At 43.2% G+C, this 14,305-nt stretch carries 9 protein-coding genes; 5 read left to right on the forward strand and 4 right to left on the reverse strand.

Annotated features, from left to right (window positions below; translation table 11 throughout):
• Positions 1-7: 7 nt before the first annotated feature.
• Positions 8-1,255, forward strand: a complete 1,248-nt coding sequence (locus BACPLE_RS13500; RefSeq protein WP_007562920.1) for a hypothetical protein — start codon at positions 8-10, stop codon at positions 1,253-1,255.
• A 35-nt stretch (positions 1,256-1,290) separates the two neighbouring features.
• Here the strand turns inward: BACPLE_RS13500 and BACPLE_RS13505 are convergent, their stop codons facing one another.
• Both BACPLE_RS13505 and BACPLE_RS13510 read right to left on the reverse strand, forming a co-directional pair.
• On the reverse strand, positions 1,291-1,881 hold the full coding sequence (locus BACPLE_RS13505) for a Crp/Fnr family transcriptional regulator (protein WP_007562922.1): 591 nt from the start codon (positions 1,879-1,881) through the stop codon (positions 1,291-1,293).
• 21 nt (positions 1,882-1,902) lie between these two features.
• Positions 1,903-2,790 carry a YitT family protein gene (locus BACPLE_RS13510; RefSeq protein WP_040313286.1) on the reverse strand — a complete coding sequence of 296 codons (888 nt, stop codon included), beginning with the start codon at positions 2,788-2,790 and terminating at the stop codon, positions 1,903-1,905.
• A 157-nt stretch (positions 2,791-2,947) separates the two neighbouring features.
• Between BACPLE_RS13510 and BACPLE_RS13515 the strand changes: the two genes are divergently transcribed.
• The 4 genes from BACPLE_RS13515 to BACPLE_RS13530 all read left to right on the forward strand — a co-directional run bounded on the left by BACPLE_RS13515 (position 2,948) and on the right by BACPLE_RS13530 (position 10,266).
• Positions 2,948-4,177 (forward strand): LL-diaminopimelate aminotransferase, encoded by a 1,230-nt coding sequence (locus BACPLE_RS13515; protein WP_007562925.1) that lies wholly within the window; start codon positions 2,948-2,950, stop codon positions 4,175-4,177.
• Positions 4,178-4,232: 55 nt separating this feature from the next.
• The gene (locus BACPLE_RS13520; RefSeq protein ID WP_007562927.1) at positions 4,233-6,422 is read left to right on the forward strand and encodes a glutamine synthetase III family protein; all 2,190 of its coding nucleotides are present in this window, start codon (positions 4,233-4,235) and stop codon (positions 6,420-6,422) included.
• Between the two features lie 161 nt (positions 6,423-6,583).
• The gene (locus BACPLE_RS13525) at positions 6,584-8,245 is read left to right on the forward strand and encodes a putative transporter (RefSeq protein WP_007562929.1); all 1,662 of its coding nucleotides are present in this window, start codon (positions 6,584-6,586) and stop codon (positions 8,243-8,245) included.
• A 23-nt stretch (positions 8,246-8,268) separates the two neighbouring features.
• Positions 8,269-10,266, forward strand: a complete 1,998-nt coding sequence (locus tag BACPLE_RS13530) for a fructose-1,6-bisphosphatase (RefSeq protein WP_007562931.1) — start codon at positions 8,269-8,271, stop codon at positions 10,264-10,266.
• A gap of 153 nt (positions 10,267-10,419) precedes the next feature.
• On the opposite strand, the gene BACPLE_RS13535 is transcribed toward BACPLE_RS13530, so the two are convergent.
• Together BACPLE_RS13535 and BACPLE_RS13540 are read right to left on the reverse strand one after the other, a co-directional pair.
• A complete protein-coding gene (locus BACPLE_RS13535) occupies positions 10,420-12,498 on the reverse strand; it encodes a rhamnogalacturonan lyase family protein (RefSeq protein ID WP_007562932.1) in 2,079 nt (692 codons plus the stop codon).
• 46 nt (positions 12,499-12,544) lie between these two features.
• A complete protein-coding gene (locus BACPLE_RS13540; protein WP_007562934.1) occupies positions 12,545-14,296 on the reverse strand; it encodes a RagB/SusD family nutrient uptake outer membrane protein in 1,752 nt (583 codons plus the stop codon).
• Positions 14,297-14,305 lie beyond the last annotated feature (9 nt).

Here is a 14,305-nt window from a genome sequence, read left to right on the forward strand (position 1 = left end):
TAGCATCATGAAACGAACATTTATATCCGCGTTCCTGTTAGGAAGTATCCTGACAGGAACGCACTTATCTGCACAGGAAATGAAACAGGCCCCAGCTCTGAAAAAAGGCCCGAACGTTTCAGTGAATATCGCGAATAAGAAGAAATTTCCACCCAGGACTTACGTAAACCTTGGTTTATTTAGCAATTATTCTTGCCTGAACGGATTTGGAGTCAATGTAATATCCAGCCTCCAGCACTACAATTCATATGGTATGCAGATTTCCGGATTTACCAATGTATCTGGACTAAAGTCTACAGGGGTACAAATCTCCGGTATTGCCAATGTAACGGGTAAAAGAGCTTGCGGATTTATCCTTTCCGGTCTGACAAACGTCACAGGTACTTCTGCATACGGTTTATCTATTGCCGGTTTAGGAAATATTTCCGGAGGAGACATTAAAGGCGTAGGTATTGCCGGTTTGGTGAATGTCAGTGAAGATACCAGAGGACTCGCCATCTCTGGCTTGGCCAACGTAAACAAGGACATTCAGGCAGGACTCATTATTGGAGGACTGATGAACGTTTCTGGAAACTCCTCCAGAGGTGTACAACTGACCTCGCTATTGAACGTAAGTGGAAAGTCTAACCAAGGATGGCAATTAGCCGGACTTGGGAATGTGAGTGTAGAAAACAAAGGGGTACAAACCGCATTGCTCAACTACAGCGTCAATAACAGAGGAGTACAGTTAGGAGTAGGAAATGTCAATACTAAAAACAGTTCCAAAGGTTATCAGATTGGAATTGTCAATGTAAGTACAGACAGTACGGCCCATCAGATTGGCTGTATCAACCTGAAGCCACAAACCCGCGTACAAATGATTATATCCGGAGGTAATGCCAATAAAGCCAGCCTGTCTATCCGGTTCAAGAACAAATATACTTATACGCAAATCGGTACAGGTGCATACTATCTGGGCGTAGACAATAAGCTTTCCGTCACAGGGTTCTATCGTGCCGGCGTGTATCACAGCCTGACTGACAAATTAGACCTCAGCGCCGACCTTGGATATTATCACATCGAATCATTGGAAAACAAGCACAACGGCTATCCGGCCCGCTTATACGCTCTCGAGCCACGAATAAGTTTGGAATATAGCTTGACAAAGAAATTCGGTCTGTTCCTTTCCGGTGGATACGGATGGACCCGCACATATAAAGGCAACCAGGCTTATGACAAGAAAATGGTGATTGAAGCAGGAATGGTTTTGTTCTAAACAAAGCCATTCCTTTTTTATTGCAATAAAAAATTTTACTTATCCATCAAACTTGCAGAACGCACACGGCTCAGGGTTTCTGGTGTCATTTGCAACAAAGAAGCGATATAGACCAGAGGAGCACGCTTCAGGATTTCGGGATGCAGCTGAAGCAGTTTATTATAACGTTCATGAGCCGGTTCAAAACGCAAAGTATCTGCTTTCACCTGAGATTCAATCAGAGAAGCCTCAAAAAGTTTACGGTAAAAAGCACCAATTTCTGCATCTTTCAAAGCAAGTTGTTCTATTTTATCCTTCGGAATATCCCATGCAATGGTAGGTTCCAAAGTTTCAATCATCAAACGAGTAGGCTCTTCTTTCAAATAACTTTCCAGACAAATGACTACTCCTCCTTCATAAGCAATATGTTCAGTCAGGTCCTTATCGTATTTAAAATAAAACTGACGCGTCAATCCCTTTTCCAGATAGAGCATGGAACGACAAACATCGCCTTCATCCAGTATACGTTCACCCTTCTTAAATTTCCGGCAAATCAATATATCGGCCAGTTCATGAATCTGCTCCCGGCTTAAAAGACATTTCATCCCGGAAACCATAATCTTGGCTACTTCTATATTTGTCATCATATCATTCTGTTTATAAAATACTTATTTGACCTTGATGCGATCGAAACCTTCTCCAAACACACCAATAACGGCACTCTGCGAAACAAAAGCCTTGGGATCAATGTCTTTAATCAGACGGAAAATAGTGTTGGATTCTCTTTTCTTAGCCAGCACAAACATCATTTTCACTCCGTTATGAGTATAGCAACCTACCCCGTCAATAAACGTAACTCCACGATGCAAGTCTTTATTGATACGGGCACCTATTTCCTCATATTTGCTGGATATAATAAAGAACTGCACAGACTGACGGGCACTGTTTACTACCTGATCCAGTACAAAACTGGATATAAAGAGCACCACATATCCGTAAACCACTTTTTCCCAATTATGCAGTACCAAATAACTTGAAGAAATAATAATCACGTCACAAATCAAGATAACCCTTCCCAACGTAATGTCACGATACTTATTGATAATAGCTGCAATAATATCGGTACCTCCCGTACTTCCATTGGCAGAGAATGCGACTCCAATACCGGCTCCACAGAAAGAAGCTCCCAGCACACACGACATAAAAGGCTGGTCATGAATCAGTTCTCCGGTAACAAACTTCTGAATTACACTCAATATAAACGTCAACGTAAAGACGGCAAATATGGTCTTCAGACAGAATTTCAACCCTAGAATCTTCAAAGCCAGAAGAAGCAAAAGAAAATTTATAATCAGATAAGTATATTGTACAGGAAAACCTGTGCCCCAATAAACGATAGATGCAATACCCGGCACCGCTCCCGAAGGAATATCACTTGGCAACAGAAACACGGTCCATCCAATACCATACATAATCATACCCAAAGCAATCATTAAATAATCTTTGGTCTCTCTCAAAATTTTCTGCTTTCTAGTAGCAGGCAAAGCTGGATTCATTTTCGTATAGATTATCTTTAAAATTTCCAGGTGCAAAAGTAAGAAAAATTCCATACAATTGACTTATATCAATTTCAAAAAATAAGAAAAATAAAGCAGGGACAATCTTTTAAAAATGACATGATTTTCGTACTTTTGCCGCCAAATAGAAGAATAAATGGCATTAGTCAACGAACACCTGCTCAAATTACCGGAAAACTACTTGTTTACCGATATAGTGAAAAGAGTTAATTCTTTTAAAGTGACACATCCCCAGGCCCGCATTATTCATTTGGGAATCGGCGACGTGACCCTCCCCATCCCCAAAGCATGTGTAGAGGCTATGCAAAAAGCGGCCGGTGAATTAGGAAATCCCAACACATTCAGAGGGTACGGACCTGAGCAAGGATATGACTTTTTAATCGAAGCTATCTTAAAGCATGACTACGCCGCCCACAGCATTTATTTTGATGCCAATGAAATTTTCATCAGCGACGGTTCCAAATCGGATACGGGCAATATCGGCGATATACTGCGCCACGATAACAGTATCGGAGTGACAGACCCTATCTACCCGGCTTACATTGACTCTAACGTTTCATGTGGAAGAGCCGGTACATTGGAAAAAGACGGCAAATGGAGTAATGTGGTGTACATGCCCTGCCGTATAGAGAATAATTTTATCCCGGAAATTCCCAAGCAGCGCATTGACATTATTTACCTCTGCTACCCCAACAATCCTACTGGAGCCGTATTGAGTAAAAGTGAACTCAAAAAATGGGTCAACTATGCCATAGAGAACGATGCACTGATTATCTTTGATGCCGCATACGAACGATACATACAAGACCCGGATATTCCTCATTCCATTTATGAAATAAAAGGAGCAAAAAAAGTGGCCATTGAATTCCGCAGTTTTTCAAAAACTGCAGGCTTCACCGGTGTACGATGTGGTTATATGGTAATCCCTAAAGAAGTGACAGCCGCCACTTTGGAAGGCAAACGGATTCCGCTGAACAAATTATGGCTCAGAAGACAGTCCACCAAGTTCAACGGTGTATCTTACATCACCCAGCGAGGAGCAGAAGCTATTTATACTCCCGAAGGAAAAGAGCAAGTGAAAGCCATGGTACAATATTACATGGACAATGCACGAATCATGAAAAAGATGCTCTCTAAGACAGGCATACAATTTTTTGGAGGAGAAAATGCTCCGTATCTATGGATAAAAGCACCGGATAACCAGACTTCCTGGAAGTTCTTCGACAAACTTCTGTACGAAGCTCAGGTGGTAAGCACGCCTGGAGTTGGTTTCGGACCAAGCGGAGAAGGATATGTACGACTGACATCTTTCGGCGAACGCCACCAATGCGAAGAAGGCATCCAACGTATTTGTCAGTGCCTGTAAACAAAACGACTTGTAAATATAGAAATCAAATAACTCAAATAAGAAATAAGGTATTATGTCAAAATTAAGATTCAGAGTAGTAGAAAAGGCATTTCACAAAAAACCGGTAGAAGTGGCCTCGCCAGCAACACGCCCAAGTGAATACTTTGCGAAATATGTATTCAACCGCGAAAAAATGTTCAAGTATCTGCCGAGCAACGTATATGCCAAACTCATTGATGTGATTGACAACGGTGCCACCCTCGACCGCAGCATCGCCAATGCCGTAGCCGACGGAATGAAAAAATGGGCGATCGAATTAGGGGTGACCCACTATACACACTGGTTCCAGCCGCTGACGGAAGGTACAGCCGAAAAACATGATGCTTTTGTGGAACACGATGGAAAGGGTGGCATGCTGGAAGAGTTTTCAGGTAAATTGCTTGTTCAGCAGGAATCAGACGGTTCTTCATTCCCCAATGGAGGTATCCGCAATACATTCGAAGCCCGCGGATATAGTGCATGGGATCCGTCTTCACCAGTCTTCGTGGTAGACGACACCTTGTGTATCCCGACCGTATTCATTGCTTACACAGGAGAATCACTCGACTATAAGGCTCCATTGCTGAAAGCATTGAGTGCCGTAAACAAGGCTGCTCTGGATGTAATGCATTACTTCGATCCCTCTGTAAAGAAAATCATTTCGTACCTAGGATGGGAGCAGGAATACTTCCTGGTAGACGAAGGTTTGTATGCTGCTCGCCCGGACTTGCTGCTGACTGGCCGCACTTTGATGGGACACGAAGCTTCCAAAAACCAACAGTTGGAAGACCATTATTTTGGAGCTATTCCAAGCCGTGTAGCTGCCTTTATGAAAGATTTGGAAATCCAGTCACTGGAACTGGGTATTCCTGTCAAGACACGCCACAACGAGGTAGCTCCGAACCAGTTTGAGCTTGCTCCGATTTACGAAGAATGTAATCTGGCAGTAGACCACAATATGCTGGTCATGTCACTTATGAGAAAAATAGCACGCAACCATGGTTTCCGTGTGTTGCTTCACGAAAAGCCATTCAAAGGCGTCAACGGTTCCGGTAAGCACAACAACTGGTCACTTGGAACTAGTACCGGTACTTTATTGATGGCTCCGGGAAAAACTTCTGAAGAAAACCTGCGTTTCATCACCTTTGTAGTAAATACCCTGATGGCTGTTTACCGTCACAACGGACTGCTGAAAGCTTCCATCATGAGTGCTACTAATACTCACCGTTTGGGTGGTCACGAAGCTCCTCCTGCCATCATTTCTTCTTTCTTGGGAACACAGCTCAGCAAAGTGCTCGATCACTTGGAAGAAAGTACCAACGACGACTTAGTGTCTTTGGGAGGCAAACAAGGCATGAAACTGGATATTCCTCAGATTCCGGAACTGCTGATTGACAATACAGACCGCAACCGTACTTCTCCTTTTGCATTTACAGGAAACCGCTTTGAATTCCGTGCTCCGGGTTCAGAAGCTAACTGTGCCAGCGCCATGATTGCGCTGAATACAGCGGTAGCCGAACAGCTCATTGAGTTCAAGAAAGAAGTAGATGAACTGATAGAAAAAGGAGAACCTAAGATTTCTGCTATCATCCAGGTGGTTCGCAAATGCATCAAGGAATGCAAGCCTATCCGCTTCGACGGCAACGGCTACAGCGATGAGTGGAAGGTAGAAGCAGCACGACGCGGTTTGGACTGCGAAACCAGCTGCCCGGTAATTTTCGATAACTACCTGAAACCGGAGAGCATCCGCATGTTCGAATCAACTGGTGTCATGACCCGCAAAGAGCTGGAAGCCCGTAACGAGGTGAAATGGGATATGTATACCAAGAAAATCCAGATTGAAGCGCGTGTATTAGGTGACCTGGTGATGAATCACGTGGTGCCGGTAGCCATTGAATACCAGACAAAACTGATAGACAATGCATACAAGATGAAATCATTGTTCTCAGAAGAAGAAGCTCAAACCTTATCTGCTGAAAACTTGGCTATCATCAAGGAAATTTCAGAACATACTTCCTTCATCAAGAAGCATGTGGACGAAATGGTAGAAGCCCGCAAAGTGGCTAACCGTATTACCAGCGAACGCGAAAAAGCCATTGCTTATCACGATACAGTAGCTCCGATGCTGGAACAAATCCGTTACCACATCGACAAACTGGAACTGATTGTCGACGATCAGATGTGGACACTTCCGAAATATCGCGAACTGTTGTTCGTTCGATAATTCCGGCATACAAGTCCTACCATTATTTTATTATCCCCGAAAGACTTTTATTGGCCAAATTGGTCCTGAAAGCCTTTCGGGGATTTCTTTTCTGCATACTTTTTCTAACATTTTGTCTGACACGAAAGAATTATTTTCCACAAAGTATATATCTTTGCAGCATGGAATGGCTAATTAATTTATTTGTGGAACAATCCGCTCTTCAGGCGGTCATCATACTGTCGTTGATTACGGCAATCGGATTAGGATTAGGGAAAATTCATGTCTGCGGTATCTCCCTTGGAGTCACATTTGTTTTCTTCACCGGAATTCTGGCCGGGCATTTAGGGCTCGCCATCGATCCGCAAATGCTCAGCTATGCAGAAAGCTTCGGATTGGTTCTCTTTGTCTATTCATTAGGACTACAGGTCGGTCCAGGATTTTTCAGTTCATTTCAGCGAGGCGGGTACCGGCTGAACCTGTTAGGATTAGGAGTCATCTTCCTCGGTACAATAATGGCCGTAGTACTGAGCATGACCACTCCCATCAGCCTGCCCGACATGGTAGGTATTCTTTGTGGAGCCACCACCAATACTCCTGCATTAGGTGCCGCACAGCAGACACTGAAGCAATTAGGAGAACCCACCAGCGGAGCTGCCCTCAGCTGTGCCGTGACCTATCCGCTCGGAGTAGTGGGAGTTATTTTTGCCATCGTTGTTATCAGAAAGTTCTTTGTACGCCCATCTGACATGCAGGAGCATGAACATGACGATTCCAACCACACGTACATCGCTACTTTTCAAATACATAATCCCGCCATCTTCAACAAAAGCATACAGGATATTGCTCAGGTAGGCTATCCCAAATTCGTCATCTCACGACTCTGGCGTGAAGGTACCGTGAGCATTCCGACTTCCGAAAAGATACTGAAAGAGAACGACCGTATTCTGGTAATCACGACCGAAAAAGATGCGCCTACACTGACCATTCTGTTCGGTGAACAGGAAAAACGGGACTGGAACAAAGAAGATATTGACTGGAATGCCATCGACAGCAAACTGATATCCAAGCACATTATCGTCACCCGACCGGAAATCAACGGAAAGAAACTGGGTTCACTTCGTCTGCGCAACACATATGGCATCAATATCAGCCGCGTGCTACGAAGTGGTGTGCAACTGCTGGCCACTCCGGGACTGGTACTGCAATTAGGTGACCGTCTGACGGTAGTAGGTGAAGCGGCAGCCATTCAAAATGTAGAGAAAGTGCTAGGGAATACCGTAAAAACACTTAAAGATCCTAACTTAGCCTCTATTTTTATCGGCATCATACTGGGACTCATCGTAGGGTCCATTCCTATTGCCATTCCAGGCATCAGCTCACCTGTCAAATTGGGATTGGCAGGCGGACCGATTGTAATCGGCATCCTGATTGGAGCCTACGGGCCTCGTCTGCATCTGGTGACTTATACCACACGTAGTGCTAACCTGATGCTCCGAGGTATTGGATTGTCTCTCTATCTGGCTTGTCTTGGACTAGATGCCGGAGCACACTTCTTTGAAACGGTTATGCGTCCGGAAGGAGCCTTGTGGGTAGGCATCGGATTCCTGATAACCTTTATTCCTGTCGTTATCATGGCGTTAGTATCCCTTCGCCTGTGCAAAATGGACTTCGGAAATACATGCGGTATGCTCTGCGGAAGTATGGCCAACCCAATGGCACTGAACTATGCCAATGACATTATTCCAGGAGATGAACCTTCGGTAAGCTACGCGACAGTCTACCCTCTCGGAATGTTTACCCGCGTCATTATTGCACAATTAGTGCTTATGTTATTTTTATAGAAACTTTTAAATCACTCGATATCATGAAAACCTACAAACAAATTACCCCGGAAATGATACAGAAGGACATCCGCTACCTGGAACTCCTTTCACACGATTTCCCCAACCTGGCTGCAGCCAGCACGGAAATCATCAACCTGGAGGCCATTCTAAACCTTCCGAAAGGAACAGAACATTTTCTGGCCGACTTGCACGGGGAATACGAAGCTTTCCAGCATGTGCTCCGCAATGCTTCCGGAGCTATCAAACGGAAGGTAAACGAGATTTTCGGCAACAACCTCCGCGAAATGGAGAAAAAGGAACTCTGCACGCTGATATATTATCCGGAGCAGAAGTTACAACTGGTAAAGGAAGTGGAAAAAGACCTCGTGGACTGGTATGTCATCACTCTGAACCAGCTGGTAAAAGTCTGCCAGAATGTATCATCCAAATATACACGTTCAAAGGTACGCAAGGCACTGCCTGAAGAATTCTCCTACATCATTCAGGAGTTACTTCACGAAAGTCCCATGGACCCCAATAAGCAGGCCTACATCAATGTCATTATCCGTACCATCATTGACACACGCCGCGCCGATGACTTCATCATTGCACTGTGTAACCTGATACAGCGACTGACCATCGACTCACTGCATATCTTAGGAGACATTTTCGACCGTGGTCCTGGTCCTCACATCATCATGGACACGCTTTGCGACTATCATAACTTCGACATCCAATGGGGTAATCACGACATCCTCTGGATGGGAGCCGCATCAGGAAATGATTGTTGTATTGCCAACGTACTGCGTCTGGCTATGCGCTACGGCAATCTGCCGGCACTAGAAGACGGATACGGTATCAACCTGCTTCCGCTGGCTACCTTTGCCATGGAAGCATACGCCAACGACCCATGCGAATACTTTGCTCCTAAGATTGCCCCCGAAAGCAGTTCATACAATGACAAGACCTTACGGCTCATCTCACAGATGCACAAGGCCATCACCATTATCCAGTTTAAGCTGGAAGCTGCTGCCATCCGACGTCATCCGGAATTTGACATGGACAGCCGTCTGCTGTTACACCACATTGACTTCAAGCGGAAAGTATTCCAGCTAGACGGAAAAGATTACGAAATGCGCGACTGCCTGTTCCCGACCATCGACCCGGAAAACCCATACCAGTTGACGGAAGAAGAAGAAGAAATCGTACAGAAATTGCACAAATCTTTCACGGGAAGCGAAAAGTTGCGCAAGCACATGAAATGTATTTTCCGCTACGGATGCATGTACAATGTATGCAACTCGAACCTACTCTTCCACGCTTCTATGCCCATGAATGCTGACGGAACACTCAAGGAAGTTGAAATTCTTGGAAAGAAATACAAAGGAGAGGCCTTGCTCAAGCGTGTTGGCCAGCTTATCCGTACGGCTTATTTTGCAGAAGAGGACAATTCGGAAAAAGCATTTGCCAGAGACTTCATCTGGTACCTGTGGTGCGGAAAGAATTCTCCCGCCTTCGACAAGAGTAAAATGGCTACCTTCGAACGTTATTTCCTGACAGACAAAGAAACCCACAAAGAAGTGAAAGGCTATTATTACACCTTACGCGACCGTGAAGATATCTGTGACATGATTCTGGATGAATTCGGCGTGGAAGGAGAACATCGCCACATCATCAACGGACATGTACCAGTAAAAGCGGTCAAAGGAGAGAAACCGATTAAGGCCAATGGTAAACTGATGGTTATTGATGGAGGTTTCTCCAAGGCTTACCAACCGGAAACGGGTATTGCAGGCTACACGTTAGTATACCACTCACGCGGTTTCCAGCTTGTACAGCACGAACCCTTCACTTCTACCCAAAAAGCCATTGAAGAAGGCCAAGACATTAAGTCGACCACCCAAATCGTAGAATTGAGCAGTCAGCGCATGATGGTGAAAGATACCGACAAAGGACGCGAACTGATGGTACAAATTGAAGATTTGAAGAAACTGCTGGTAGCTTACCAAAACGGTATCATCAAAGAAAGAGGTATTTAAGCTTCTACCATATTATTCAATCAAAGAAAAAAGAGACTATTTCGTTTTACCGGAAATAGTCTTTTTTTTAATTACACAAAATAAAAATGGTTGGCGTCCACACAATCACTTGCTCACACGCCAACCGAAATCTAACTAACTTTTGTTTAACTATTATTTATTGCCAATATAATAGCCTAAATGAGTAGGTTGATTATAACCTATATTCTGCATCGCCTGACTCATGTCATAAGTATGATCTGTCATAAGATGCGGGAAACGATACTCTGTCGGATAATTCGTAGAGAAAATATAAATCGCTGACTGATCTGGAGAACCCATTATAACTTCCTCACGCCAGTCACCCAAGAAATCACCATAATAACAAGGATTATATTTTGTACTATGATTACCGTCATTACTTCCATATCCAGTTGCAAAATTCACAAGACGGTTCTTGTTCGTTCTCGGATTAGCTTTATAGCTTACAATCAAGGCACGGTCAAACAACTCACGTGTCAGCTCTCCACTCCACCAAATTGCCGCATTATATAGTGTACCACCACCAATACCAGTAGGCATATCAGAACTTACAGGTACATCTGTAGGACCACCACAATTGTACATTCCAGAATTCATCGAAGACCAATATTCCATATTCGGACTATCAGGATCTACATCTGCTACAATACAACGTCCCACATCACCATGCATTCCAGCTCCATGAGCAGAAATCAAAGAACCATCACGCGCATCAATAACCTGACATCCATATCCTAATCCTTGTACAGAATATGTATTTTCTTCCTCAAATGAAGCAACAATCTGCAAACCGTCACGATCTTTGATAAACTTACCTACATGCAAACAGTCTCCATGTCCGTTTCCTGTACACCAAAGCTCATTTCCATTGTCATCAATTGCAGCTTGTCCATACAATACTTCATCTTTTCCATCATTATCCAAGTCTGCTACACGGAAAGCGTGAGAACACATTGCCAGCCATTTTTCGTCATGATCTTTTGTATCAAACTTCCAACGGTTTTCCAACTCTGATCCCTTCAAATCAAAGGCCCAAACCTGCCAGTTCTTATACACACCACGAGTTACAATCAGACTTGGATTAGAAGTTCTAGCGCCTGTTGTTGGATCTGGAATTCCATCCAAATAAGCAGCTCCAATAAAGAAACGATCCATACGGTTTCCGTAATCGTCACCCCAGTAATCTCCCCAATATTCAGCACGTTCCACTTTAGAACCTTCTCCTCCGCGAGGAATATTATCCGTACGTGCAATTTCACGACCGTCATATCCACGACATATTGAGATATACTCAGGACCTTCAAAAATCAGACCACAAGTAGTAGGAAGTCCAGCACCTGAAGCCCATCCGGTACCATTTAAATCACGGATACGATAATCATGAACTTTTCCATCTTCACCTGTAATCATCTTTCCATCTGCAAACTGAGTACCTTCAGCAGAACGGAAAGCGATTTCACATAATCCATCACCATCAAAATCGTACAATATATAAGAAGTATAATGAGAGCCTGAACGAATATTAACTCCCAAGTCAATACGCCAAAGGAAAGTTCCATCCAGTTTATAGGCCTCCAACAAAGTGGTACCACTATGCCATCCCCCTTGATTAGCTCCATCATAAGGTTCACGTTTAACCACAATTTCCATTTCACCATCACCATCCAGTTCACCTACCTGAATATCATCTGCTACATAAGAACCGCTTTCCGGCAATTCAATTGTAGAAGGATTTGCATTCAATGTAATTTTACGGTAATAAGTTTGAGCCATCTCTGGCGTAAAATCACACTCACAAATTGTTTCAGTGTTTCCAGATAATGTAACACGATAATGATTTGCTTTTGTAGCATCTATATTTTCATCCAGAAAACAAGTTGAATTAAGCAGTGCCTCGCCATTCAATTTTACTTCCTGCCCTCCATCTACCGATTTATAAATATCAAATGCCACGTTAGACGGATCGCTTTGTAATAGTCGCCAACTAACTAAAGCACCGTGTATAAAAGTAGTAGAATTAGCATCCGCATCAGGAGTAGGATCATAACTTACCCACATAGCCCGACCGTCTTTTACCACTTCAGAGGGAAGTGCAGGCAGTTCTTCTGTATCACCACCTCCTGGTTGCGGAGCCGGAGTTTCTTCATCCGAACATGCTGATAATGCAAAAAGACAGACAGCACCTAAGAAACTTGTAAATAGTCTTTTCATGATATCTTATATTTTTAAATATTTATACTTTTCCGGAATCCGGGACTTACCAGCCCGGATTCTGACTTAAATTAGGATTTTTCATTCTCTCGGATTGAGGTATCGGGAAAAGATACATCTTATCGTCCCACTGACGAGTATTTACCACTGTAGAATAAGAATAAGCAGTATTATCTCCTGTTTTTGAGATTTGCAAACCTTCTATATTTACAAAATATTTGTCAGCTTCTTTCCAACGACGTACATCCCAAAAACGATGTCCTTCAAAAGCAAGTTCCACCATACGTTCTTTTTTATAAGCCTCCCAAAACGCATCATTTGACATATTTAACGGGAAGGCAGGCATTCCTACTCCTTCACGTTCACGCGTCATACTAGCTGCCTGGCGAGCCGACATGGTAAACTCAGCATCCGTTGCATCCGCACTTCCTAAATAACGGAATACAGCTTCTGCATAATTCAAATAGAATTCTCCCAAACGATAAGTTATCCATGTATGATAAGCCGACTTATTGGTACTATTAGAACGAAGGTCAATGTCTCCCTGGCAATATTTTTTCAAATAATATCCAGTTGGGGTACCTCCGTTCAGAGGTTGTCCGTTTGCTCCTCCCTGGTAAGTATAAATCGGAGTTTCATTCCATGTCGGCCATCCAGTTTCCTCATTTACACAAATAGTCATTCTCAAACGTGGGTCACGGTTTTCATAAGGTTTTGCCGGATCAAATACACGGCTCCCCTCTGCTGTCCATACTCCATCAACTAGGCGAACTGAATAACCATCAGTAGTCTCATATGCATCTACCAAGTTTTGTGTCGGACAGTTTCCTCCATTTCCACCTTCAATTCCGGCAGGATAATTATACGACTCCATGGTACTGGACTCACGATTCGCACGACGACCAAAAATCAATTCATCTGTAGCATTCTTATAGTTATTTTTATCCCATAAAGAAGCATAGTCACTAACCAGTTTCATGCCACGTTCATTCACACAATAATCCAACAATTCTTTATTTGCTGTAGCTGCACGATGCCATAGTTCTGGATTGTTATCCGTATTAAACAACGGACTTGCTGCATAAAGAGCCGCACGAGCTTTCAAGGCCAGCACTGTAGCTTTATTTACACGACCTGTTTCAGGAGATTCGCTAGGCAACACCACATCTGCAGGAAGGTTAGCATAGTCTTCAATAATGGAATCCTTAATTTCATCACACTCCGAAATAATATAATCAAAAATATCTTTAGCCGGAGTACGACTCAATGTATTACTCTCATCTGCACTCAAGAAATGATCGGTAAACGGCACATCTCCATACTGACGCACCAGATTAAAGTAAAAATAGGCACGCAGAAAACGTACTTCATACTGATAGTTATTGTAACGGAACATCTGAGGTTTATAGTCTGCATTCTGCTCTAATTCCGGAAATGTTAGTCCAAGATATTTATCCAAAAACAAATTGCAATTTGAAATACCCGAATAACATGTACTCCAAGTTCCGCTTTGAGCATTGGTCGGACTCCATGAGCCATTATAAAATGTCTCAATAGAATTTCCTGTATATGCATACTGTGACTCATCAGTAGCCGATCCTAATATTGCTCCAGAATAATTACCAAAATCAGTATCCAAATCCAGGTAAATAGTGGTAATCAGACCTCCGACATTACTAAAATTCAGCTTCACAAAATCTTCATCATAATTATTATATTCATGGTAGTTCATTTGGTCTGAGCACGAAGCCAATGCTCCCATACACAACATACCATAGACAATTTTTCTAAATTTCATTCTTCGTTT

The organism is Phocaeicola plebeius DSM 17135, assembly GCF_000187895.1.
Lineage (GTDB): Bacteria > Bacteroidota > Bacteroidia > Bacteroidales > Bacteroidaceae > Phocaeicola > Phocaeicola plebeius.

What these genes read in the sequence shown, in the direction of transcription:
- BACPLE_RS13525 (WP_007562929.1), top strand. Translation starts at nt 6,584, where the DNA reads ATGGAATGGCTAATTAATTTATTTGTGGAACAATCCGCTCTTCAGGCG.
- BACPLE_RS13515 (WP_007562925.1), top strand. Translation starts at nt 2,948, where the DNA reads ATGGCATTAGTCAACGAACACCTGCTCAAATTACCGGAAAACTACTTG.
- BACPLE_RS13540 (WP_007562934.1), bottom strand. Translation starts at nt 14,296, where the DNA reads ATGAAATTTAGAAAAATTGTCTATGGTATGTTGTGTATGGGAGCATTG.
- BACPLE_RS13510 (WP_040313286.1), bottom strand. Translation starts at nt 2,790, where the DNA reads ATGAATCCAGCTTTGCCTGCTACTAGAAAGCAGAAAATTTTGAGAGAG.
- BACPLE_RS13520 (WP_007562927.1), top strand. Translation starts at nt 4,233, where the DNA reads ATGTCAAAATTAAGATTCAGAGTAGTAGAAAAGGCATTTCACAAAAAA.
- BACPLE_RS13505 (WP_007562922.1), bottom strand. Translation starts at nt 1,881, where the DNA reads ATGATGACAAATATAGAAGTAGCCAAGATTATGGTTTCCGGGATGAAA.
- BACPLE_RS13530 (WP_007562931.1), top strand. Translation starts at nt 8,269, where the DNA reads ATGAAAACCTACAAACAAATTACCCCGGAAATGATACAGAAGGACATC.
- BACPLE_RS13535 (WP_007562932.1), bottom strand. Translation starts at nt 12,498, where the DNA reads ATGAAAAGACTATTTACAAGTTTCTTAGGTGCTGTCTGTCTTTTTGCA.
- BACPLE_RS13500 (WP_007562920.1), top strand. Translation starts at nt 8, where the DNA reads ATGAAACGAACATTTATATCCGCGTTCCTGTTAGGAAGTATCCTGACA.